Origin of the sequence: Chromobacterium sp. IIBBL 290-4, assembly GCF_024207115.1 — a bacterium.
Taxonomy (GTDB): Bacteria; Pseudomonadota; Gammaproteobacteria; order Burkholderiales; family Chromobacteriaceae; genus Chromobacterium.
The window spans coordinates 3,839,382-3,862,457 of the sequence record NZ_CP100128.1; the positions used below are offsets into that span (position 1 = coordinate 3,839,382).

Annotated in this window: 20 protein-coding genes; 11 read left to right on the forward strand and 9 right to left on the reverse strand. The window is 61.4% G+C overall.

Annotated features, from left to right (window positions below):
* Positions 1 to 28: 28 nt before the first annotated feature.
* From NKT35_RS18035 to lptF, 3 genes are read right to left on the reverse strand one after another with little or no spacing between them, the layout of a single operon-like run.
* On the reverse strand, positions 29 to 2,599 hold the full coding sequence (locus NKT35_RS18035) for a [protein-PII] uridylyltransferase (protein ID WP_254295589.1): 2,571 nt from the start codon (positions 2,597 to 2,599) through the stop codon (positions 29 to 31).
* A gap of 1 nt (position 2,600) precedes the next feature.
* Positions 2,601 to 3,677: an LPS export ABC transporter permease LptG gene (lptG, locus tag NKT35_RS18040; RefSeq protein ID WP_254295591.1), complete on the reverse strand. Its 1,077-nt coding sequence runs from the start codon at positions 3,675 to 3,677 to the stop codon at positions 2,601 to 2,603.
* Entirely contained in the window at positions 3,674 to 4,780 is a 1,107-nt protein-coding gene (gene lptF / locus NKT35_RS18045; protein WP_254295593.1) for an LPS export ABC transporter permease LptF, read from the reverse strand. The genes lptG and lptF overlap by 4 nt, the downstream gene beginning before the upstream one ends.
* 195 nt (positions 4,781 to 4,975) lie before the next feature.
* Here lptF and NKT35_RS18050 point away from each other — a divergent pair, with 195 nt between their 5' ends.
* Genes NKT35_RS18050 through NKT35_RS18065 form a run of 4 tightly spaced genes read left to right on the forward strand, consistent with a single transcriptional unit; the run spans position 4,976 to position 10,055 of the window.
* The gene (locus tag NKT35_RS18050) at positions 4,976 to 6,541 is read left to right on the forward strand and encodes a leucyl aminopeptidase (protein ID WP_254295595.1); all 1,566 of its coding nucleotides are present in this window, start codon (positions 4,976 to 4,978) and stop codon (positions 6,539 to 6,541) included.
* On the forward strand, positions 6,528 to 6,956 hold the full coding sequence (locus NKT35_RS18055) for a DNA polymerase III subunit chi (protein ID WP_254295597.1): 429 nt from the start codon (positions 6,528 to 6,530) through the stop codon (positions 6,954 to 6,956). Before NKT35_RS18050 ends, NKT35_RS18055 begins: the two co-directional genes overlap by 14 nt.
* Positions 6,953 to 9,511 (forward strand): hypothetical protein, encoded by a 2,559-nt coding sequence (locus NKT35_RS18060; protein ID WP_254295599.1) that lies wholly within the window; start codon positions 6,953 to 6,955, stop codon positions 9,509 to 9,511. Before NKT35_RS18055 ends, NKT35_RS18060 begins: the two co-directional genes overlap by 4 nt.
* Complete coding sequence (locus NKT35_RS18065) at positions 9,504 to 10,055, forward strand: cob(I)yrinic acid a,c-diamide adenosyltransferase (protein WP_254295610.1); 552 nt, start codon at positions 9,504 to 9,506, stop codon at positions 10,053 to 10,055. Before NKT35_RS18060 ends, NKT35_RS18065 begins: the two co-directional genes overlap by 8 nt.
* Positions 10,056 to 10,132: 77 nt before the next feature.
* Here NKT35_RS18065 and NKT35_RS18070 read toward each other — a convergent pair whose 3' ends face one another.
* The 4 genes from NKT35_RS18070 to NKT35_RS18085 form a co-directional block, all read right to left on the reverse strand.
* Positions 10,133 to 10,693, reverse strand: coding sequence for an ion channel (locus NKT35_RS18070; protein WP_254295612.1), 561 nt, complete (start codon positions 10,691 to 10,693; stop codon positions 10,133 to 10,135).
* Positions 10,693 to 12,543, reverse strand: coding sequence for a 1-deoxy-D-xylulose-5-phosphate synthase (gene dxs / locus NKT35_RS18075; RefSeq protein WP_254295614.1), 1,851 nt, complete (start codon positions 12,541 to 12,543; stop codon positions 10,693 to 10,695). Before dxs ends, NKT35_RS18070 begins: the two co-directional genes overlap by 1 nt.
* A gap of 72 nt (positions 12,544 to 12,615) precedes the next feature.
* Positions 12,616 to 13,512: a polyprenyl synthetase family protein gene (locus NKT35_RS18080; protein WP_254295616.1), complete on the reverse strand. Its 897-nt coding sequence runs from the start codon at positions 13,510 to 13,512 to the stop codon at positions 12,616 to 12,618.
* Entirely contained in the window at positions 13,502 to 13,735 is a 234-nt protein-coding gene (locus NKT35_RS18085) for an exodeoxyribonuclease VII small subunit (protein ID WP_254295618.1), read from the reverse strand. The genes NKT35_RS18080 and NKT35_RS18085 overlap by 11 nt, the downstream gene beginning before the upstream one ends.
* Before the next feature lie 153 nt (positions 13,736 to 13,888).
* Here NKT35_RS18085 and NKT35_RS18090 point away from each other — a divergent pair, with 153 nt between their 5' ends.
* The 5 genes from NKT35_RS18090 (at position 13,889) to NKT35_RS18110 (ending at position 20,488) form a co-directional block, all read left to right on the forward strand.
* Positions 13,889 to 14,725 carry an SDR family NAD(P)-dependent oxidoreductase gene (locus NKT35_RS18090; RefSeq protein ID WP_254295620.1) on the forward strand — a complete coding sequence of 279 codons (837 nt, stop codon included), beginning with the start codon at positions 13,889 to 13,891 and terminating at the stop codon, positions 14,723 to 14,725.
* A gap of 187 nt (positions 14,726 to 14,912) precedes the next feature.
* Positions 14,913 to 16,709 carry an ABC transporter substrate-binding protein gene (locus NKT35_RS18095; protein ID WP_254295622.1) on the forward strand — a complete coding sequence of 599 codons (1,797 nt, stop codon included), beginning with the start codon at positions 14,913 to 14,915 and terminating at the stop codon, positions 16,707 to 16,709.
* A 52-nt stretch (positions 16,710 to 16,761) separates the two neighbouring features.
* The gene (locus NKT35_RS18100) at positions 16,762 to 17,703 is read left to right on the forward strand and encodes an ABC transporter permease (RefSeq protein ID WP_254295624.1); all 942 of its coding nucleotides are present in this window, start codon (positions 16,762 to 16,764) and stop codon (positions 17,701 to 17,703) included.
* A 12-nt stretch (positions 17,704 to 17,715) separates the two neighbouring features.
* A complete protein-coding gene (locus NKT35_RS18105; protein ID WP_254295626.1) occupies positions 17,716 to 18,774 on the forward strand; it encodes an ABC transporter permease in 1,059 nt (352 codons plus the stop codon).
* 10 nt (positions 18,775 to 18,784) lie between these two features.
* Positions 18,785 to 20,488 carry an ABC transporter ATP-binding protein gene (locus NKT35_RS18110; RefSeq protein WP_254294920.1) on the forward strand — a complete coding sequence of 568 codons (1,704 nt, stop codon included), beginning with the start codon at positions 18,785 to 18,787 and terminating at the stop codon, positions 20,486 to 20,488.
* Between the two features lie 80 nt (positions 20,489 to 20,568).
* Here the strand turns inward: NKT35_RS18110 and NKT35_RS18115 are convergent, their stop codons facing one another.
* Both NKT35_RS18115 and NKT35_RS18120 read right to left on the reverse strand, forming a co-directional pair.
* Positions 20,569 to 20,943, reverse strand: coding sequence for a hypothetical protein (locus NKT35_RS18115; protein WP_254295628.1), 375 nt, complete (start codon positions 20,941 to 20,943; stop codon positions 20,569 to 20,571).
* 109 nt (positions 20,944 to 21,052) lie between these two features.
* The gene (locus NKT35_RS18120) at positions 21,053 to 21,937 is read right to left on the reverse strand and encodes a LysR family transcriptional regulator (protein ID WP_254295630.1); all 885 of its coding nucleotides are present in this window, start codon (positions 21,935 to 21,937) and stop codon (positions 21,053 to 21,055) included.
* A gap of 81 nt (positions 21,938 to 22,018) precedes the next feature.
* Between NKT35_RS18120 and NKT35_RS18125 the strand changes: the two genes are divergently transcribed.
* Positions 22,019 to 22,465 carry a multidrug/biocide efflux PACE transporter gene (locus NKT35_RS18125; protein ID WP_254295632.1) on the forward strand — a complete coding sequence of 149 codons (447 nt, stop codon included), beginning with the start codon at positions 22,019 to 22,021 and terminating at the stop codon, positions 22,463 to 22,465.
* A gap of 3 nt (positions 22,466 to 22,468) precedes the next feature.
* A complete protein-coding gene (locus tag NKT35_RS18130) occupies positions 22,469 to 22,801 on the forward strand; it encodes an SMR family transporter (RefSeq protein ID WP_254295634.1) in 333 nt (110 codons plus the stop codon).
* Positions 22,802 to 23,076: the final 275 nt, after the last annotated feature.

Consider the following 23,076-nt stretch of genomic DNA (forward strand, 5'->3'; position numbering starts at 1 on the left):
GTAGCATGCGATATTCAAAACGTATTATTCAAATACGAAGCGAGGCGATCAGCTCCGCCTCCAGCGCCAGCGCCGTTTTGTCGTCCTTCAGCGCGCCGCCGGCGATCTGGAACGAGTCTTCCACGCGTCCGCCCAGCGTCATGATTTTGGCGGATTGCACATTGAGCCGATAGTCGGCCAGCACTTTGGCGATCCGCGCCAGCAGGCCGGGGCGGTCTCCCGCCACGATGGACAGAATGTAGAAGTTGTCCCTATCGTCCGGGCGGATAGAGACTTGCGGCGTGATCGGGAAATGTTTGAGATGGCGGCTGATGCGGCCCTGCGGCGGCAAGGCCAGCGGCTTGTCCGCGGCCAGCGCGGCGGCCAGTTCGAACTCGATGAAGTTGATCATGTCGCGGTAGTCGCCGTCGTGGTGCTCGGGCACGAAAACATGAAACGTGTCGAGCGCGTAGCCGTGGCGGGTGGTGTAGACCTTGGCGTCGGCGATGCTGTAGTTGGTGCGGCCGAAAAAGGCGCAGGCGCGGGCGAACAGCTCGGGCCGGTCCGGCGAATAGACCAGCACTTGTATGCCTTCATGGTCGTCCGCCACGCGGGCGCGCACTTGCGGCGCGTCCGGGCTGACTTGGCGATTCAGCGCGCGGGCGTGCCAGGCGATCTCTTTGGCCTCATGGCGCAGAAAGTAAACCGTATCCAGCTGCGCCCACAGCGCGGCTTCGGCGCCATCGGGGATGGCGTGCAGGCGCAGTTGCGCGCGCGCCTGGTTCTTGCGTCCCTCCAGTTCGGAGGCGAGGTCGATTTCGCCGCCGCGCGACAGCACTCGCAAGGTGGCGTGGTAGAGGTCTTCCAGCAGCTTGGCTTTCCAGGTGTTCCACACCTTGGGGCTGGTGCCGCGGATATCGGCCACCGTCAGCAGGTAGATCGCGGCCAGCCGGCGCGGCGTCTGCACCAGCTCGGCGAAGCGCAGCACCGTTTCCGGATCGTAGATGTCCTGCTTCTGAGCGATGCTGGACATGGTCAGGTGCTGGCCCACCAGCCAGCCCGCCAGCTCGGTGTCTTCCTCGCTCAGGCCGTGGTCGCGGCAGAAGGCTTCCGCGTCGGCGATGCCCAGTTGTGAATGGTCGCCGCCGCGTCCTTTGGCGATGTCATGGAACAGGCCGGCCAGATACAGCACTTCCGGCCGCTCGAAATCATTGATCAGCCGCGACAGGAAGGGGTATTCGTGGTTGTAGGCGCTGATGGCGAAGCGGCGCAGATTACGCACCACCATCAGGATATGCTCGTCCACGGTGTAGACGTGGAAAAGATCGTGCTGCATCTGGCCGACGATCTGGCCGAAGTTGGGCAGGTATTGTCCCAGAATGCCGTACAGATTCATCCGCCTGAGCGTGCGGGTTAGGCCGGCGGGCTCGCGGAAAATCTGCAAAAAGGTGCGGCGGTTGCGCGGGTCCTGGCGGAAGCGGTCGTTGATCAGGCTGCGGCCATGCCACAGGCCGCGCAGCATCTTGGGCGCGAAGCCGGACAGCTCGGGATGGCGCTGCAGGGTGAGGAAGGCTTCCAGGATGGCGTGGGGATGCTTGTCGAAGACATTGGTTTCGCGTATGCCCAGCATGCCGTTCACGGCGTGGAAGTAGTCGTTGATGTGCTGGGTGACGCGCGGCACCTGGCAGTAAATGCGGCCGCGCAGATTGGGCAGCAGGATGCCGTTGAGCTGGTTCACCGTCTTGGCGGCGCGGAAGTACAGCTGCATCAATTGTTCGCTGGCACGCTTGGCCTGCGTGTCTTCCAGGCCCCAGGCTTGGGCGACTTGCTGCTGCAGATCGAATATGAGCCGGTCTTCCCTGCGCTTGGCCAGCAAGTGCAGGTCGATGCGCAGCTTGATCAGCTGTTCTTCGCTGTGTTTGATCAGCCGGGATTCGGCTAGCGTCAGAATGCCGCGCCGCACCAGCGCGTCCCAGTTGTCGCCCAGGCCCGCCGCCTTGCTGATCCACAAAATGGTGTGCAGATCGCGCAGGCCGCCGGGGCTTTCCTTGAGGTTGGGCTCCAGATTATTGCTGACGCCGAAATGACGGGTGTGGCGCTGCTGCTGCTCCAGCGTCTTGCCTTCGAAAAAGGTCAGGGGGTCGCGCTGGGCCTCGAGCTGGCGGATCAATTGCTGCCATGGCTCGGCCGGGCCGGCTATCAGCCGGTTTTCCAGCAGATTGGTTTCGATGGTAATGTCACCGGCCGCTTCGCGCAGGCACTCGGCCAGGGTGCGGACGCTGTGGCCGATCTCTAGGCCGATGTCCCACATCAGGCCGATGAAGTGGCTGACCTTGTCATTGATGTCGGCTGGCGTGGGATCGGGCAGCAGAATCAGGATATCGATGTCGGAGCAGGGAAAGAGCTGGCCGCGGCCATAGCCGCCCACCGCCGCCAGCGTGGCGGCTTCATCCAGCCCTTGCTCGCGCCAAAGCTCAGCCAGCGCCTGGTCCACCGCCAGGCTGAAGTGGCGCAGATAGGCGGTGGCGTCCCGATCGATGCGGTAGGCTTGGGCGAGTTCGTTGCGCTTGTCGGCCAGCGTCTGCCGCCAGTGTTGCAGAGGAGTGGCCGCAAGCGTCATGTCAGCGTCTTTCTTGTTTGGCGATGATGCCGATGCCGCCCAGCAGGAATGTCAATGTGGGCAGCGTGGCGGACAGGATGGCGTTCCAGTCGTACAGCAAGCCCAGGTGGCCGAACAGGCGGTTGATGAAGAAGAAGGTCACGCCCAGGCAGATGCCGGCGAACAGCTTGATGCCCAATTGGCCGTGGCGGCGTTGCTGCGGCGTGAACGCCAGCGCCACCAGCGCCATCGAGATGCAGGCCAGCGGGTAGAACAATTTGCTCCACAGCGCGATTTCATAGCGCTGGGTCTGTTGTTTGTTCTTTTTCAGGTGTTCGATATAGGTCAGCAAATTCATCGCCGACATTTGCTCTGGCACTACCAGCAGAACCGACAGAATGCCCGGCTCGACAATGGATTTCCACTTCAGCGTGGCGTAGCTGCTGCTGACGGTGTGATCCTGGTCCAGTTCGGTTTGCTTGACGTTTTCCAGCAGCCAGCTGTGTTCGTTTTTCATGAAGGTGCCGCGCTCGGCCAAACTGGTGCGGACCAGTTTGAAATCTTCATCGTAAGTGTAGATGCGCAGGCCGAGCAGGGTATTGTCCGGCAGCATTTCATGGACGTTGATGAAGTTCTGATTGTCCTTCACCCAGATGCCGGAACGGAACTCCTGAGCCACCATGGAGTGGGTGGCGGACAGCTTGCTGCGCTGCGCCTCTTGCATGGCCCAGGGCGCGACAAATTCGCCCAAGATGATGGTCAGCAAGGCGAAGCCAATGCCGAACTTCACCAGCGTGCCGGCTATCTGGTTCAGCGTGACGCCGGAGGTGCGGATCACGGTGTATTCGCTGGAGCTGGCCAATTGGGTCATGGCCACCATGCCGCCTATCAACACCGCCAAGGGCATCAGCTCATAGGCATGGCCGGGCATCAGCAGCGCCACATAGCCTGCCATCACGCCGAAGGTGTAGTTGCCGGTCCCCAGATTGGGCACTTCGCCCAAGAGATCGAAAAAGCCGTAAAGACCCAGCAGGGCCATCAGCGTGAACAAGGTGGATTGCGTCAGCGTGCTGACGATATAGCGGTGAATCAGTTTCATTGGCCGCTCCTGCCAAACATCTTGGCCAGCGATTGGCCGAACGGGATCTGGGGACGATTGCGGTGCTTGAGCAGCGCCAGCGACAGCAGCAGCATCAAGACATGCACCAGCGCGACCGACCAGACGCCGGTTTTGCCCATGGAAATCCAGTTCCGGGCCAGGGTGAGCGCATTCTGATAAACGAAAAACGCCAGCAGGGCGAACAGCAGGTTATACGTGTGGCCGCTGCGCGGGTTGTAATACGACAGCGGCAGTGCCAGCAGCGCCAGCAGGATGCAGCTGATCGGCATGGACAGGCGCCAGGCCAGTTCGGCCCGGTAATCCGGATTGGCGCTGCCTATGAGTTGTTTGGTGGGGATGGACTGGCGATTGCTGGCCGGTCCATTGATGTTTTGGCTTTCGCCTATGCCTGCGGTGTAGCGCTTGAATTCGCCGACTTGATAATCCGCCTTGCCTGGCTCGCCGACATAACGTTTGCCGTCCTCCAGCACCAGTACGCGCTCGCCGTCTGGCTTGGTGGAGATGTAGCCGTGTTTGGCGAAAATGGTGCTGACTTTGCCGTCGGTGATGTCCTGCATGAAAATATTGGTGGCGGCGCTATTCAAGCCGGAATAGTTTTCAATGAAATACACCTTGGTCGAGGATGCCGATTCCTTGAACACTCCGGGGGAGATCGCCGAGATCTCCTCTCGCCGCTTGATGATCTCCGCGTAATCCTGGCTGCGCTGGTCCGCCCAGGGGCCGACGAACAGCGTAACGGCCGCCACCAGCACGGCCAGCGGGACGGTGAAGCGCATGATGGGCCAGATCCAGTCCTTCAGCGACAGGCCGGAGGACAGCCAGACCACCATCTCATGATCGCGCCAGCAGCGGGTGAGCACCATCAGCACGCTGACGAAAACCGTCAAAATCATCAAAACCGGAAAAAAGCCCAGCGTCCAGAATCCGATCAGCGCGGTGACCGCCTCGTTGGCGATCTGGCCTTCGGCGGCGCGGCCCAGCAAATTGATGGCCTGAGTGGAGACGATAATGGCCAATAGCACGACGAACACGCCCAAAGCGGTGAAAGTCAGTTCGCGCGTCAGGCTTTTTTGAAAAACCATTTATTCAGAGCCTTTTTGACTTTTTATGAGAAGCATTGTGATAATTCGAAGAGACAATCCTGAAGCGCCAATTTCCGGCAAATTCGGATCAAACAACAATCCTGCTTTCACCTGCGGCCTGGCCATCTGTCTTAAGCGAGCTTAGGAGGCCGTCATGGGGAGGGCAGCCGACACTCGTTCTACAGCGGAGTACTTATGGAATTTAACATAAAAAGCGGCAGTCCGGAGAAGCAGCGCGTCGCCTGCGTCATCGTCGGCGTGTACGAATCGCGCAAGCTGACTTTCGCCGCCGACCTGCTTGATCGCATTTCCAACGGCTTCATCAGCGATGTGATCCGCCATGGCGACATGGAAGGCAAACTGGGCTCCACGCTGGTGCTGCACTCGGTGCCGCATACGCTTTGCGACCGCGTGATGCTGGTCGGTCTGGGCAAGGAGCGCGACTTCCGGGCCAAGGAGTACCGCGAAGCCGTGCGCGCTTCGGTCAAGGCTTTGACGCAAACTGCCGCGACCGAGGCGGTGAGCTATCTGACCGAATTGACAGTCAAGAAACACGATGTCGAATGGATGATCGAGCAAGCGGCCGTTGTGACGCTGGACGCTCTCTACCGTTTCGACCGCTTCAAGAGCAAGCAGGACGAGCCGTCCCGCGAGCCGCGCAAGCTGACGCTGGCCGTTCCGCGCCGCAGCGATCTGGCCGACGGCGAGAAGGGCCTGCAACGCGGCATGGCGATCGGCAACGGCATGAAGCTGGCCAAGGATCTGGGCAATCTGCCGGGCAACGTCTGCACCCCGAACTATCTGGCCGAAGAAGGCCGCAAGGTGGCCGAGGCCTACGGCGCCGGCGTGGAAATCCTGGGGCCGCAGGAAATCGGCGAACTGGGCATGCATTCCTTCCTGTCCGTGGCCAAGGGCAGCGTGGAAGAGGCTCGCCTGATCGTGCTCAAGCACAACGGCGCCAAGAACAAGGACGACAAGCCCATCGTGCTGGTGGGCAAGGGCATCACCTTTGATTCCGGCGGCATTTCGCTGAAGCCCGGCGAAGGCATGGACGAAATGAAGTACGACATGTGCGGCGCCGCCACCGTTTTGGGCGCGTTCCGCTCGGCGGTGGAAATGAATCTGCCGCTGAACATCGTCGCCATCATCCCGGCCTGCGAAAACATGCCGAACGGCAATGCCAACAAGCCGGGCGACATCGTCACTTCGATGTCAGGCCTGACCATTGAAATCCTCAACACCGACGCGGAAGGCCGCCTGATCCTGTGCGACGCCTTGACCTATGCCGAGCGCTTCAATCCGGCGACGGTGATCGACGTGGCTACGCTGACCGGCGCTTGCGTGATCGCGCTGGGTCATATCGCCACCGGTCTGTACAGCAATCAGGACGGCCTGGCGCGCGAACTGCTGGCCGCCGGCGAAGAAGTGGCCGACCGCGCCTGGCATATGCCGCTGTGGGATGAGTATCAGGAATTGCTGAAGAGCCCGTTCGCCGACATGGCCAATATCGGCGGCCGTCCGGGCGGCAGCGTCACCGCGGCCTGCTTCCTGTCGCGTTTCGCCAAGGCTTTCGACTGGGCCCACCTCGACATCGCCGGCACCGCCTGGAAGGGCGGCAAGGACAAGGGCGCCACTGCGCGTCCGGTGCCGTTGCTGGTGCAGTTCCTGCAAGACCGCGCCGACATCGCGCTGGGCAACGTGGTTCGCCGCGGCCGTCCGCGTCGCGAGGCGCCCGAAGTGGCAGAAGATGACCAGGATTGATTTCTACACCAATGTCGCCGATCCGCAGGCATTTGCCTGCAGATTGGCGGATACGGTGCAACGCAAGCGGGAACGGTTGCTGATCTGGCTGGACGATGAGCGCAGCGTAGAAGTGTTCAGCAACCGCTTGTGGAGTTTCGGCGATACCCGCTTTGTGCCGCATTGCCGGCTTGAGGCGGCGGAAGCCGCCGAAACGCCGGTCTGGCTGACCGCAAGGCTGCCGGACGACTTGTCGCACCCGGTTTTGCTCAATCTGGGGCCGCAATTGCCCTTTGAATTTGAGCGGTTTGAGCGCATTCTTGAAATAGTGGGGCGGGATCCGGCATCGCTGGCGACCGCTCGCGAGCGCTTCCGTGCCTACCGTGAGCGCGGTTGCGCTATCGAACATCACGACATGAGTCAAACGCCAACATGACTGAGTCGACGCAATCCAATCAGGCTGACTGGTCCCATCTCAACCTGCCGGTCTTGACCGACGTGGTGGATGAAGCCGCCGTGCCGACGCTGTCTGAAGATGTCCCGGCGGAAACGCTGGAGATTCCGGAGTTCGATTTTTCCAGCGAACTGGATTTGTTGGAAACCGAGCTGGGCGACAGCGCGGAGTCCGGCGAGGCCAGCCTGGAGATCCCCGAGCTGACGCTGGAGCAATTGCTGCCCGAGTCCGCGGCGGCGCCGGCCGAAACTTCACCCTTATTGGATTTCGCCAACCTGCCGTCGCTAGAGCTGGAGGATGCCAGTCTCGAGAAAGACGGCGGCCTGGATTTCGTTTTATCGCCCAAGAGACAAACGTCAAGCGCGGAAGCGGACCAAGGCGGTTTGGCGGCCTTGTTCGCGAGGGCGAATCCGGAGCAAGGGGCTGAGGCTGTTGAAAAGTCCGAGGCGCCAATCGAACCCATGCCCGCAGCTTTGGAGTCCGTGTTGGCGGAGCCGGAAGCGGCGAGCGATACCGTGCCTGAAGGGGCGGTGGAGCTAAGTTGGTCCGATGTTGTGGAGGCGGCCTCGCGCTTGCCGGATTCGGCCGAGGCGCCGATGGCGGCTGGCCAAGAGGCGAGAATGGAAGTCATGCCCTCGGCGGCGGAGTCTGTTCCGTCCTCGCTCGAGGCTGCAGAGCCTGAAGCTGAGCCGGCTGCTTTCCAGTCGATTTCCATCGATAGTCTCCCAAGCGGCGTGCTGGGCGGCGGCATCGGTCGTGAGCCGCCAGCCAGGCAGCCGGATAATCTGGAGTGGCTGTCTTCGCTGACGCCAGCCAAACCGGCGGAGCCGGAGTCTGTAGCAGCGCCAACGCGGGACCAGGTCTTGCAAGAGGCCGAACGTGTTTTGGCCGAGGAGAAGCTGGCCCTGCAGACTGACGACGAGATAGTCGCGCCGCCAGCGGACCAGCCAGAGATGCAGGCTGCGGCGCCTGTTGCTGAGCCGACTCTGGATTTGCCTATTCCAGAGATGGGGGCAGAGCCTTTCGCCGCGACAACGCCGTTTGAAGCCGAGTTTGCGCCAGAGCTGAGTATTCCTGAGGTTGCGGAAGAGCAATCAATCGCAGAGCCGCAGCTCGAAGCCGAACCCATCGAAGCTGCGCCAACCATCGATTGGGAAGCGGTTGCCGAGTCTGCGCCGGAGCTGACGATTCCCGAGTCGGCAGAAGAGCAGGCAATGGCAGAGCCGCAGCTCGAAGCCGAACCCATCGAAGCCGCGCCGGCCATCGATTCGGAAACGGTAGCCGAGCCTGAGCCGGAGCTGCTTATTCCTGAGGTTGTAGAAGAGCAGGCAATGGCAGAGCCGCAGCTCGAAGCTGAACCCATCGAAGCTACGCCAGCCATTGATTGGGAAGCGTCAGCCGAGCCTGTGCCTGAGTTAGTTATTCCTGAGGTTGCAGAAGAGCAAGCAATCGCAGAGCCGCAGCTCGAAGCCGAACCCATTGAAACTGCGCCGGCCATCGATTGGGAAGCGGCAGCCGAGCCTGAGCCAGAGCTGAGTATTCCCGAGCTGTCGGGAGAGCTAGCAATCGCAGAGCCGCAGCTCGAAGCCGAACCCATCGAAGCTGCGCCGGCCATCGATTGGGAAACGGCAGCCGAGCCTGTGCCGGAGCTGACGATTCCTGAGCTGGCGGAAGAGCAAGCTGTTGCAGAGCCACGGCCGGAAGCGGAGTGCATTGAAGCCGTGCCGGCCATCGATTGGGAAACGGCAGCCGAGCCTGTGCCGGAGCTGATGATTCCCGAGTTGGCGGAAGAGTCCGCAATTACAGAGCCGCAGCAGGAATCAGAGTCCATAGAAGCGGCGCCGGCCATTGATAGGGAAGCGTCTGCCGAACCTGCGCCTGGGCTCACTATGCCTGAGTTGGTGGAAGAGCAAGCTGTCGAGGAGCAGCCTCCAGTGGAGGCTTCGCTTGGCTCGGAGCCGGCGATCGGGGATGAGGCAAGCCTTGAGCCGCAGGCCTCTTCAGCGGAAGCGGCATCGTCTGAGCTGGCTGCCGCGGCAGGGGCTGGCGCTGTTTTGGTTGGAGCGGCTGCGCTGGCCTTGGCGGACGCCGGTCAAAACCCGGCGGATGAGGATGTGCCTGCGCTGTCAGGGTTGCTGGATGGGCGTCGAGGAGAGGCTGCCAAGCAAGCCTCTGAGCCTGCGGCTGCGCCCGAGCCTGAGTCTGAGTCCGCTGAGTTTGTCGAGCCGGCGCCTGTCGCCGTCGTCAAGGTGGCGGCGATGTCCGGCGGTTCGGCCGCCAAGCGCGCTCAGCCGGCGTACGATCAGCAAGCCTTGTTCAATGCCTTGTATGAGCAGATGCTGCCGCGGATGAAGCTGGAGCTGTCCTTGTGGCTGCAGGAAGCCATCGAGGTGCAGGCCAAGCAGATGTTGTCCGGCATGATGCATCAGTTGAAAGAAGACTACGAAATGTTGTTTGGCGACGCTTTGAAAGAGAGCCTGCGCCAGGCGCTCCAAGCGGCGAATGAGCCGAGCAGGGAAGACGCGAAAGATGAGTGATAGATTGTCCAATATCGTTACCCGCACCGGCGACGACGGCAGTACGGGTCTGGGAGACGGCAGCCGGGTCGCCAAGGACGGGGTTCGCATCCAGGCGCTAGGCGATGTCGATGAACTCAATTCGGTGATCGGCCTCTTGTTGGCGGACGCGCCGCCGCAGTCCATGGCGCAGTGGCTGGAAGAAATTCAGCACGACTTGTTCGATCTGGGTTCCGAATTGGCGGTGCCTGGCTATCAGGCCATCGGCGATGCCCACGTGCAGGCGCTGGAGGGCTTGGTGGCGTTCATGAACGAGGAGCTGGGGCCGCTCAAGGAGTTCATCCTGCCTGGTGGCTTGCGTGTCGCCGCGCTGGCGCATCAAGCGCGTTCGGTGTGCCGCCGGGCGGAGCGCTCGGTGGTGGCCTTGGCGCGCGAGGAAGCCCTGTCCATGCCCTTGCGCCGCTATCTGAATCGCTTGTCGGATTTTCTGTTTGTGCTCGCGCGTTTTCTGAATCGCGAAGGCGGCGTGCCGGATGTGCTGTGGAAGGCCAAGCGCGAGCGTTGAGGCGCTGGCGTTGAAGAAAAGCCGGGTCGAATCACGATCCGGCTTTTTCTTTGTTTTCGATCTTTTGGGCTGGGCGGCTATGCCGCGTCGCGAGTCGAAAAATGCTTGCCGAAACCGATGATCACCAGCGCGGTGGTGAAAATGATCTGCAAATCGGCCAGGAGGCGGATGGGCCAGTAAGTCGGGTACATGTCGCCATAGCCCACCGTCGCGGCGGTGGCGATGGAGAGATGGAAGCAGTCCAGGAACAGCAAGGCCGCGCGGCCATAAAAGCCGGGCAAGGGCTCGCCCCCCGGCGAATACAAGGCAGTCATGCCATGAAACGGCGTGCCCTGAGTCAGCAGCAGCGCAAACAAGTAGTACACCACGGCAAACTGCAGCACCAGACCGATGTACAGGCCGATCAAATCGCCCAGCTGTCTTTGCCTGGGGCGCTGGATGATGTGGCGTATGGTGCGGCTGATGGGCCAGAAGAACACCGCCCAAGCCAGCCATTCCTCGCCCTGGCGCGGCAGCGCGCTATGCAGGCCCAGGCCATGCCACAGCCAGGTGAACAGCACGGCGCTGCCCAAGGACAGCGCCGTGCTGGCATGCAGCTGCAGCTTGGTTTCCAGGCTGGGCAGCGGCAGCGAGGCCATTATTGCGCCAGACGCTGGCGGATGCTGTTCTCGATGCCGGCGGCGTCCAGGCCGCAGTTTTTCAGCAGCAGGGCGGGGTCGCCGTGCTCCACGTAATCGTCCGGCAGGCCCAGTTGCAATGCCGGCACGGACAGGCTCATTGCCTGCAGCGCCTCGATACAGGCCGAGCCTGCGCCGCCCATCACCACGTTTTCTTCCACGGTGACGATCAGCTCATGGCTTTGCGCCAGTTCGCGCACCAGTTCGGCGTCCAGCGGCTTGACGAAGCGCATGTCGGCGACAGTCGCATCCAGCTGTTCGGCGGCGGCCAGCGCGGGATGAACCATGCTGCCGAAAGCCAGGATGGCGATCTTCTTGCCTTGGCGGCGAACCACGCCTTTGCCTGTGGGGAAGGCCGTCATCTGTTGCTGGATTTCCGCGCCCGGGCCGACGCCGCGCGGATAGCGCACGGCGCTGGGACCCTCGTGCTGGAAAGCGGTGTACAGCAACTGGCGGCACTCGTTTTCATCAGACGGCGCGATCACCATCATATTGGGCACGCAGCGCAGGAAGCTGAGATCGAAGGCGCCGGCATGGGTAGGGCCGTCGGCGCCCACCAGGCCGGCGCGGTCGATGGCGAACAGCACTGGCAGGTTCTGCAGCGCCACGTCGTGGATCAACTGATCGTAGCCGCGTTGCAAAAAGGTGGAGTAGATGGCCACCACCGGCTTCAGGCCGTCGCAAGCCATGCCGCCGGCGAAGGTCACCGCATGCTGCTCGGCGATGGCCACGTCGTAATAGCGGTCTGGGTGTTCTTTCTCGAAGCGCACCATGCCCGAGCCTTCGCGCATGGCGGGGGTGATGCCCACCAGCCGTTTGTCCAGCTTGGCCATATCGCACAGCCAGTCGCCGAACACCTGGGTGTATTGAGGCTTGCCCGCGCCGCCCTTGCCGCCGGCCAAACCGTTGGCGGGATCGAATTTGGTGACGCCGTGGTATTTGACCGGATCGTTCTCGGCCAGTTTGTAGCCCTGGCCCTTCTTGGTGACGATGTGCAGGAACTGCGGGCCTTTCAAGCTCTTGATGTTCTTCAGCGTGTCCACCAGAACGTCCACATCGTGGCCGTCTATCGGGCCGATGTAGTTGAAGCCGAACTCCTCGAATAGCGTGCCCGGCGTCAGGAAGCCCTTGACGTGCTCTTCCATCTTGCTGGCGATTTCCTTCAAGGGCGGAGCCATGCCCAGCACCTTGCTGGAGCCTTCGCGCATGGCGGCGTAGAAACGGCCGGACATCAGCTTGGCCAGGTAGTTGTTCAGCGCGCCGACATTGGGCGAGATCGACATGTCGTTGTCGTTCAGCACCACCAGCAAATCGGTATCCATCGCGCCGGCGTTGTTCAGCGCTTCGAAAGCCTGGCCCGCGGTCATGGCGCCGTCGCCGATGATGGCCACGCACTTGCGGTCTATGCCCTGGGTCTTGGCGGCTACCGCCATGCCCAGCGCCGCGCCGATCGAGGTGGACGAATGGCCGACGCCGAAGGTGTCGTATTCCGATTCCTCGCGCTTGGGGAAGCCCGCCAGGCCGCCATGCTGGCGCATGGTATGCATCTGGCCGCGGCGGCCGGTGAGGATTTTGTGCGGATAGGTTTGGTGGCCTACGTCCCACACCAGGCGGTCGTGCGGAGTGTCGAACACATAGTGCAGGGCGACAGTCAGCTCCACGCTGCCCAGATTGGACGCGAAGTGGCCGCCGGTCTTGCTGACCGATTCGACCAGGAAGTCGCGTAGCTCGCGGGTCAGTTGCGGCAGCTGGTTGCGCGACAGCTTGCGCAGGTCGGCGGGATATTGGATGGTTTCAAGCAGCGGATACATATTGAGTTTCTGCAGTCTGTGGCCCGGCGGGCGGTCTGGCCGCCCTTGTCGGTTTATGCGTTCTCGGGCCGGTCAAAACGAGCGGGCGACGATGTAGTCGGCCAGTTGTTTCAGTCTGTCCGCCTGCGGGCCGAAGCCCTCCAGCGCGGCGAAGGCCTGATCGTGCAGGTCTTTGGCCATGCGCTTGGCTTCGGACAGGCCCAGCAGGCTCACATAGGTGGGCTTGTCGTGGGCGGCGTCTTTGCCGGCGGTTTTGCCCAGCGTGGCGGTGTCGGCCTCGCAATCGAGCACGTCGTCCACCACCTGGAAGGCCAGGCCTATGCGTTTGGCGAAGGCGTCGAGCGCTTCTTTTTCCGCCGGGCTCAGCTCGCGGCCGGCGGTGGCGCCCATCAGCACCGAGGCGCGGATCAGCGCGCCGGTCTTCAGCATGTGCATGAATTCCAGCTCGGGCAGCGTCAGCGGCAGGCCCACGCTGGCCAGATCAATCGCCTGGCCGCCGGCCATGCCGGCGTGGCCGGACGCATGGGCCAGGATGCGGACGATTTCCAGCTGGCTGGCCGGCGCGATGCCGGGCAGGGGCGTGGAGATCAGCTCGAAGGCGCGCGTTTGCAGCGCGTCGCCCACCAGCAAGGCCGTGGCTTCGTCGTAAGCCACGTGACAGGTGGGCTTGCCGCGTCGCAGCACATCGTCGTCCATGCAGGGCATGTCGTCGTGCACCAGCGAGTAGGCGTGGATCATTTCCACTGCCGCGGCGATGCGCGCCAGGTTGTCCGGCGCCGCGCCCACCAGCTCGCCGGCGGCGAAAGCCAGCAGGGGCCGCACGCGCTTGCCGCCTTGCAGCGTGGCGTAGCGCATGGCTTCATGCAGTTTTTGCGGGGCGCATTCAGACGCAGGCAACACATGTTCCAGCGTCTGTTCCATGAATTGCTGGATGGAGGTCATCCAGCCGATGAAGGTTTCATTGGCCATTGGGCAGATCCAGCGCCTTCAGTTCGTTGTTTTCCAGGATTTTCAACTGCTGTTCCGCGTCGGCCAGCTTGCCTTGGCAGAACTTGATCAATTCGGTGCCTTGCTTGTAGGAAGCGAGAGCGGTTTCCAACGGCAGGTCGCCGCTGTCCATCGCCTGGATGATGTCCTCCAGCTGAGCCAGCGCGGTCTCGAAACTGGCCGGTGCTTTGGCGGCTTTTGCCATGGCGGTCTTCCTCGTGCGTGTCAGGCCGACATTCTAGTCCAATTCGGCGGCAAAACGACAGTGCCGCGACGCTGTGTTTGTCATGTGGGCGTTCCAGCGGCATCGCCTATGGTGTAGGGTGGCGCGATGTTATTCAGTTTATAGGAATTTGTCATGGCGCACGCGTCCCCCGTTATCTTGATCACCGGCTGCTCCAGCGGCATTGGCTACCATACCGCCAAGTTGCTGCAGGCGCGCGGCTGGACGGTATTCGCCAGTTGCCGGAAAAACGAAGACGTCGAGCGTTTGCGGGGGGAAGGGCTGAATTGCCTGTTGCTGGATGTCGATGACAGCGAGGCTATCCAGCGCGCCCTGGCGGATTTGCTGGCGCAAACCGGCGGTCGTCTGGACGCCTTGTTCAACAATGCCGGTTTCGGCCAGCCGGGGGCGGTGGAGGATATTTCGCGGCAAGCGATGCGCGAACAGTTTGAAACCAATCTGTTCGGACCGTGGGAGCTGGCCAATGCCGTCATGAAGGTCATGCGCAAGCAAGGCCGGGGCCGCATCGTATTCAACAGCTCCATTCTGGGCTTTGCCGCCATGCGTTGGCGCGGCGCTTACAACGCCAGCAAATTCGCGATGGAAGGCTTGTGCGATACCTTGCGCCATGAGCTGCACGGCACGGATATCCATGTGTCGCTGGTGGAGCCCGGGCCGATTGAAAGCCGCTTCCGCCCCAATGCCTTGGCCAGGTTTCTGAAAAACGTCGATATCGACGGCAGCTTTCATCGCGAAGCCTATCAGCAGCAATTGGCGCGCCTCAAGAAAGAGGGCCATGCCGCGCCGTTTACCTTGCCGGCCGAGGCGGTGGCCGAGGCAGTATGGCAAGCCATTACACATCCTCATCCCAAGGCCCGTTATCGGGTCACATTCCCCACCAAGCTTTACTGGGCATTGCGCCGTTTGCTGCCCCAGCGCTGGTATGACCGCGCCTGCCGCGCTGCAACATGATGCGGTGCTGAGGCGGAAAAATCAGTCAAATGATTTTTCCTGATGCCGTTTTGATAATTTTTTGTTGATCTGATTGGCATGTTGGCTATACATTCATCCGCGCCGTCCATCGTGAAATCGTGATGAACAGGTAAAAGAAGAGGGGAGCCGGAACCGGCGACCCCGCTACGAAGGAGAAGAAAATTATATGAAGCACCTGACCTGGCTGCCCATGCTAGCCCTGGGCGCCTCGCTGGCTACTCACGCCTATGCGGCCGATCCTAATAAAGTGCTCCGCGTCAGTTTCGCAGTTGCCGAAACTGGTTTTGACCCCGCCAAGGTCAACGATGTCTATTCGCTGGGCGTGACCGAGAATATTTTCGATACGCTGCTGCGTTACGACTATCTGGCGCGCCCGCTGAAGGTCAAGCCTGGCACGGCCGCGGCCATGCCGGAGGTGTCGGCCGACGGCAAGGCCTACACTATCAAGATCAAACCCGGCATCTACTTTGCCGATGATCCGGCCTTCAAGGGCAAGAAGCGCGAGCTGACGGCTGCTGATTACGCTTACAGCTTCAAGCGCTTCGCCGATCCGGTGGTCAATTCGCCAGTCGCCAATATGATGACGGATTGGATTGCCGGTCTGGAAGACGCGGGCAAGAGAGCAAGCAAAAACGGCAAGTTCGATTATGAGGCGCCGATTTCCGGCATCCAGGTGCTGGACCGCTACACTTTGCGGCTGACGCTGGTCAAGCCCAATTACATTTTCAATTACACGCTGGCAGCCAAGCAGTTTGGCGCGGTGGCGCGCGAGGTGATCGAGGCCTACGGCAAAGACACCATGTCGCACCCGGTTGGGACCGGGCCCTTCATGCTGAAGGAATGGAAACCGGGCAATAAGATCGTGCTGGTGGCCAATCAGAATTACCGCAAGGAAGTATTTGACGGCGAACCGGGAGACAATCCGGAAGATCAGAAGATCGCCAAGGAGTTGGCCGGCAAGACGCTGCCCCAGGTCGGTCGAGTGGAAGTCCGCATTATCGAGGAAGAGCAGCCGCGCTGGCTCTCTTTCCTGAACAAGCAACAGGATTGGACCGTCCTGCCCAAGTCGGCGGTGAAGACCGCGCTGCATGTCGACAGCGCCAATCCTAAAGTCACCACCTTGAACCCGGCGCTGGCAAAACGCGGCATTCAGCTATCGCATACGCAGGCGCTGGACGTGACTTATGCCTACTTCAATATGCTGGACCCGGTGGTTGGCGGCTACGGCAAGGACAAGATCGCGCTGCGCCGCGCCATCGCCCTGGCGTATCCGGTGGAAAAGGAAGTGATTCCGCTGCTTTACGCCAATCAAGCGATTCCGATGCAGAATTTCGTCACGCAAGGCATTCCTGGTTCGAGCCCGAATTTTGAAGGCCGGCAGAAATTCGATCCGGCTCTCGGCAATGCTTTGCTGGATCAGTTCGGCTACAAGATAGGCCCGGATGGCTACCGCACCTTGCCCAATGGCAAGCCTTTGCTGATTGTGCAAGCCACTCAGCCCTCTGCGCTGGACAAACAGTTCAACCAGGTTTGGCAGAAAACTTTTGAGAGTCTGAAGATAAGAGTGCAGTTCAAGGCTGCCAAGTGGAGCGAAAACCTGAAAAACGCTTACGCCCACAAGCTGCAGATGTGGTCGCTCGGCGGCTCCGCCTCCATGCCGGACGGCGACGACAGCATGGTGGAGTTGTGGTCCAAGTCCATACCCAGCGGCAGCAATCTGGCGGCATTCAGCCGGCCTGAATTTGACCGCGCCTTCGAGGAGTCTCGATTGCTGCCGGATGGACCGGAGCGCGAGGCCAAGTTCGAAAAAATGAACCGCGTGATCGCCGCTTATCAGCCGATAGTGCACAGCGTGACGCGGATGTACAACGAACTGACTCAAAGCTATGTCTCCGGCTTCAAGCGCCATCCGATTTATTCGATAGGCGGTTTCTGGCGCTACGTGGACGTGGACAAGCGTTAAGCCCCGCTCATTCAGCTTCGCCTCACTTTAAAGAGGTGGAGGAAGGACGATCATGATCGCATATTTTATTCGTCGCTTATGGCAGATGATTCCCACCATGCTGGGGGTGATGCTGCTGGTTTTCGTGCTGTTCAACTGGGTGGGCGGCGACCCCACCTTCATTCTGGAAGGCAAGCGCCTGACGCCGGAAATCATGGCCAATATCCGGGTGCAGCTCGGATTGGATAAGAGCCTGCCTGAGCAGTTCCTGCTGTTCGTCAAGCAAGTGCTGACTTACGATTTCGGCAACTCCTGGGCCACGCAGCAATCGGTGAGCGCCACGCTGGCCAATCGCGTGGGCCCTTCGGTGATACTGGCCGGCAGCCTGCTGTTGTTGGAACTGCTGACCGCCTTGCCCATCGCCGTGGCCGTGGCGTATTTCCGCGGCAGCCTGACCGATCGCCTGGTCACCATGATCTGCACGGTCGCCATGTCGGTCAGCTCGCTGGTTTACATTATCGTCGGCCAATATCAGCTGGCTTTCGCCTGGGACTTGTTCCCGGTGATGGGCTGGGACGATAACAGCGCCGTGGCCAATCTGCTGGTTTACCTGCCCCTGCCTTTGCTGCTGGGCCTGCTGGTGGCGCTGGCGCCCAGCGTGCGCTTCTATCGCAGTTTCGTGGTGGAGGAGCTGAATCATGATTACGTGCGCACTGCGCGCGCCAAAGGCTTGTCCGAGCCCAAGGTGTTGTTCAAGCACGTGCTGCGCAATGCCCTGATTCCAGTGGTCACCAATATCACCATGTCCTTGCCCTTCCTGATGCTGGGCTCGATGCTGCTGGAGCGCTTCTTCGGCATTCCCGGCATGGGCAATGAGTTGCTGAATGCGGTCGATAAAAGCGACTTCCCGGTGATCAAGGCGATCACCATCACCATCGCCGCCGCGGCCATGGTGTTCAACCTGCTGGCCGACCTGCTGTACAAGCAAATCGACCCGCGCGTTCAGTTGAAATAAGGGAGGGACGACATGACGACTTTGCAACATGCCGCCGGCGCCGCGCCGGCACCCGCTCCGTCCCGCAGCCTGTGGCAATTGGGATGGCAGCGCCTGAAACGCGACCGCATCGGCTTTGCCTGCCTGTGGATCGTCGCGGGCTTCATCGTTCTGGCGCTGGCCAGCTGGGCGGGCTTGGCGGGCCGCGGTTGGAATGATGAAATCGCGGTGTCTTACGCGCCGCCCACCTTCCTGTATCAGCAAGAGCATAAAGCGGTTGCTGCGGCATCCGCCGTTCAAACCGGCAGCGAGCCCAAGCTGCAGGGCTTGTTGCCGCAAGAAGATCCGATCTGGGCGGAAACCCAGGCGGCTTACAAGAACCGCGCCAAGTATGTGATGCCGGAAGTGAAGAAGGAGCCGTCGCTGACCTTCGGCGCGGACATCCGCGGCCGCGACTTGCTGGACAAGGTCATCAAAGGCACCTCCACCTCCTTGTCGGTGGGTTTCTTCGGCGCTTTGCTGTCGGTGGTCATCGGCGCGGCGCTGGGCGCCAGCGCGGGCTTTTTCGGCCGCAAGGTGGACGATTTCCTGATGTGGTTCTACAGCGTGTTCACCGCCATGCCGGACATGCTGTTGCTGCTGGCTTTCGCCGCGGTGGCGGGCCGTGGGCTGGGCACGGTGATTCTGGTGCTGTCGCTGACCAGCTGGCCGGGCACCTTCCGCCTGGTGCGCGCGGAGTTCATCAAGCTGCGCTCGCGCGAGTTCGTGCAGGCCGCCGACGCCATCGGCGCCAGCAGCAGCCGCAAGATGTTTATTCACATCCTGCCCAATATTTCCCACCTGCTGCTGGTGCAGTTCTCCTTGCTGATGGTGGGCCTGATCAAGTACGAAGTGATCCTGTCCTTCCTGGGCTTCGGCGTCGATGTGCGCCAGGTGAGCTGGGGTTCGATGTTGGCCGAAGTGCCTGAAGAGCTGCTGCAGGGCTATTGGTGGCAACTGGCCATGGTGGTGGCGTTCATGTCGGTGCTGGTGACGGCGTTCAGCATGCTGACCGACTCCCTGCGCGATGCGCTGGACCCGAAAGTGAAGTGAGGATAAACACATGAGCAATACCCAACCCCTGCTTTCGGTGCGCAATCTGCGGGTGAGTTTCCGCCAGGAAGGCGGCGGCACCTTTGAGGCGCTCAAGGGCGTCAGCTTCGATATTCCGGCCCACCGCACGGTGGCGCTGGTGGGCGAGTCGGGCTCCGGCAAATCGGTGACGTCGATGGCGGTGATGCGCCTGCTGCCGCCGCAGTCTAGCTTGATCGATCCGGCATCCGAACTGTTGTTCCAGGGCAAGAACCTGCTGGCGATGAGCCCGGCCGAGCTGCGCAAGCTGCGCGGCAAGGATATCGCCATGATTTTCCAGGAGCCGATGAGCTCGCTGAACCCGGTGTTCACCGTCGGCGAGCAGATCGTCGAAACGCTGACCCTGCATGCCGGCCTCAGCCGCGGCGCGGCCAAGAAGCGCGCGGTGGAGCTGCTGACCGAAGTGGGCCTGCCGGAGCCGGAAAAACGGGTGAAGGCCTACCCGCATGAACTGTCCGGCGGCCAGCAGCAGCGGGTGATGATCGCCATCGCCATCGCCTGCGAGCCCAAGCTGTTGATCGCCGACGAGCCGACCACGGCGCTGGATGTCACCATTCAGAAGCAGATCCTGCAATTGATCGCGCAATTGCAGAAGAAGCACGGCATGTCGGTGCTGTTCATCACCCACGATCTGGGCGTGGTGGGCGAGTTCGCCGACGAAGTGATTGTGATGCGCCATGGCGTGATCCGCGAGCAGGGCACGGTCAAGCAGATCTTCGAAGATCCGCAGGACGCCTACACCAAGGCGCTGCTGTCGTGCCGCCCGCACCTGGACCGTAGGCCGGAGCGGCTGGCGGTGATCGACGACTTCCTCAAGCCGGGCGGTTATGTGGAACCCGCCGATCGGAGCCGCGGTTACGCGGCGGACGACGAGTTCATTCTGGACGTGCAGGGCCTGTGCAAGAGCTTCGACATCCGCGAGGGTTTGTTCGGCAAGCGCCAGTTCCACGCGGTGAAGGATGTGTCCTTCAAGCTGGCCAAGGGCAAGACGCTGGGCATCGTCGGCGAATCGGGCTCGGGCAAGACCACCGTGGGGCTGACGCTGGTGCGGCTGCACCAGGCCACGGCCGGCCGCGCGCTGTTCCATGGCAAAGACCTGATCGGCATGAGCGCCAAGGAATTCCACGCGTATAAAAAGCGCATCCAGATCATCTTCCAGAATCCGTATGCGTCCTTGAACCCGCGCTTCACGGTGGAGCAGATCCTGACCGAGCCGATGCTGCTGCACGGCATCGGCCAGAACGCCTCGCAGCGCGCGCAATTGGCGCAAGATTTGCTGGATAAGGTGGGTCTGCCGGCAGGGGCGCTGCACAAGTACCCGCACGAGTTCTCCGGCGGCCAGCGGCAGCGCATCGCGATCGCGCGCTGCCTGACGCTGAAGCCGGAAGTGCTGATCTGCGACGAATCGGTGTCGGCGCTGGACGTGTCGGTGCAGGCGCAGGTGCTGAACCTGCTGCAGGATCTGCAGGACGAGTACAAGCTGTCCTATTTGTTCATCTCGCACGATCTGGCGGTGGTGAAGCACATCTCCGATCAGGTGCTGGTGATGAACAAGGGCCAGGTGGTGGAGCAGGCGGACGCGGACGTGATCTACCGAGAGCCGCAGGACAGCTACACCAAACGGCTGCTGGGCGCGATACCGCAAGGCTGGAACCCGACGCTGGCGCTGGCGTAAGCGGCAGGCCTGACGGGCATCCAGACAAAACCGGCTCCCATTGGGGGCCGGTTTGTTTTGCGAAGTTCAACAATACGAGCTCAGTTGTCAGCGAAATCCATGGTCATGGTCCATGGGGTTTGCAAGGTGACGGTATAGCCGACCTTGGCTTCGCCGGCGCCCTCGGTGACGTCCAGCAAGCCGCTTTCCGCTTGCTGTCCAAGCGTCAGTTGATAAAAGCCATCGCCGCCGTAGTCGTAGTCCGGGCCGTCGGCGAAAATCACGCCCATCATGTATTCATTGGCGGGCCCATTCCACTCCACGCTCAATTGGACTGACTGGTCGGGCTTCAATTCGGCCATTTGAGCCAAAGGTTGCTGGTTCATCAACAAGACCTGGTCATCCCAATTGGGATCGCCTTCGATGAATACGCTGCGGCTGGCGTGATTCTTGATGGTGACGACGGGATTGCTCATCTGGCATGTCCTTGCGGTTGGACGCCCAAAGCGGCGCAGGGACAGCATAGCGGAAGCATCGGACGGTCTTGGCGGATACCGTCCTTTCATGCAGGTGCGGGTGTCCGCTTCAGACACCCGCGGCGGGCAGATCCATACTTTCGCTCAGCGCGTGCAGCAGCCAGGCGCCGGCTTTTCCCAATGGTTTCCGATGCAGCCAGATCAAGTCGGTAGGCACTTGGCGCGGCCAGCCGGCGACATCCAATTGACACAATTCCCCGCCGCCGCAGATTTCGGCTTGCCAAATCGGCAGTTCGGCCCAGCCGACGTCCATGCGGGCCATTTCCAGCAGCATCAGGTAGCTGGGCGCCAGCCAGCGGCGGCGGCCGAAAGCTGGCGGATGGGCGCTGGCGTAGGTGTTGAGGCGCAGTTCGCGGTGCGCGGCCAAGTCCTCCTCGCGCAGTCCCCGCATTTGCGCCAGCGGGTGGCGGCGAGAGGCGAACAGTCCGATTTGCCCGCTGTCGGGCAGGCTGACGTGGCCGATGTCGGTGGGGTAGACGCCCTGGCTGGCCACGATGCCCAGTTGCGCGCGGCCGGTCTGCACCAGCTCGGTGACATCGTCGCTTTCCGCCACCAGGCATTCCAGCTCCAGGTCGGGGAAGCGCGCCTCCAGCGCCATCATGATTTTTTGCAGGCGGTCGGACTGATAGGTGTCGGACAGCGCCCAGGTCAGCCGCGCCTCGACGCCGTCCGCCAGCAGGCTGGCATGGCGGCGCATCGCGTCGTTGGCGGACAGCACCTGCCGCGCGTGGCGCAGGAGCTGTTGCCCGGCTTCGGTCAATACCGGCGATCGGCCTTCCCGGCTGAACAAGGCACTGCCCAGCTCGATCTCCAGATTGGCGATGGTTTCGCTGATGGTGGATTGGCTTTTCCCCAGCCGCCGAGCGGTGGCGGAAAAGGATCCCAGCTCCGCCGCGCAGGAAAAGGCCGACAACATTTCAATGGTGATGGACATATCGGAAAGGGCGATGGATGTTATTTTGCAAGTATCCATAAAACCAATAAAAATGCCCAGAATTGTTTGAAGGAGCTGGATATGCGCGAGCTGGGCAAACCTTGGTGGGAACGGATTCTGCACGCAGTGCTCTATGAGGTGTGCGCAATGGCTATGCTGGTGCCGCTGTCAGCCATGCTGACGGGCCAGGACATGGCGCATATGGGCGCGCTGGCCTTGATGATGTCGTTGACGGCCATGGCCTGGAATATGGCTTTCAATGCGCTGTTCGAGCGTCTTGAGCGCGCCCGGGGCTGGCGACGCACGCCCTGGGTCCGCTGCGGCCATGCATTGGGCTTCGAAGGCGGCCTGGTGGTGATGCTGGTGCCGCTGGCGGCCTGGTGGCTGAATACCGGCTGGTGGCAGGCGTTGCTGCTGGATTTGGGCTTTTTTGCTTTCTTTTTGCCTTATACCTATGTGTTCAATTGGCTGTACGACCATTTCCGCGCCCGCGTAGCCGGCCGGAAGATGGCGGCGGCCCAGGGGTGACGAATGAAGGTGTGGTTGTTTTTGATGGGGGCGATTGTGTCCGAGGTGCTGGCCACCTCGGCCTTGAAAGCGTCTGAGGGTTTTACCCGCTTGTGGCCCTCCTTGTTGACGGCCGGCGGCTATGTGCTGGCATTTTATTTATTGTCGCAAACCTTGCGGGAGATTCCCGTCGGCGTCGCTTACGCCTTATGGTCCGGCATAGGCATTGTGCTGGTTTCGCTGATCGCCTGGCTGCTGTACGGGCAGAAGCTGGACGGCGCGGCTATCGCCGGCATGGCCTTAATCATCGCCGGCGTGGCTGTGATCAATCTTTTTTCCCGCAGTGCAGCACACTGAAAAGACCCGAGCGCGAGCAACATCCGCCTAGACAAGGCCATTCCCTGTGCCAATATGGAATTAGCTTGCTTATCTAATTGCAAGTTTAACTGTCTGTATTGAATAAATCGGGATGCGTCTGTGTTGAAAGTCGGCGAAGGGATTTCGCCGATCCTGCGCCTGGCTTGGTCATGCGGCACGCGAACCCGCGGAAAATCGACTGTCGACAGCTATTGCGGATGAATTTATTCCGCCTGGGCTTCCGGGTTTTTTCTGGGGTTCGCCGCCTGGCGGCG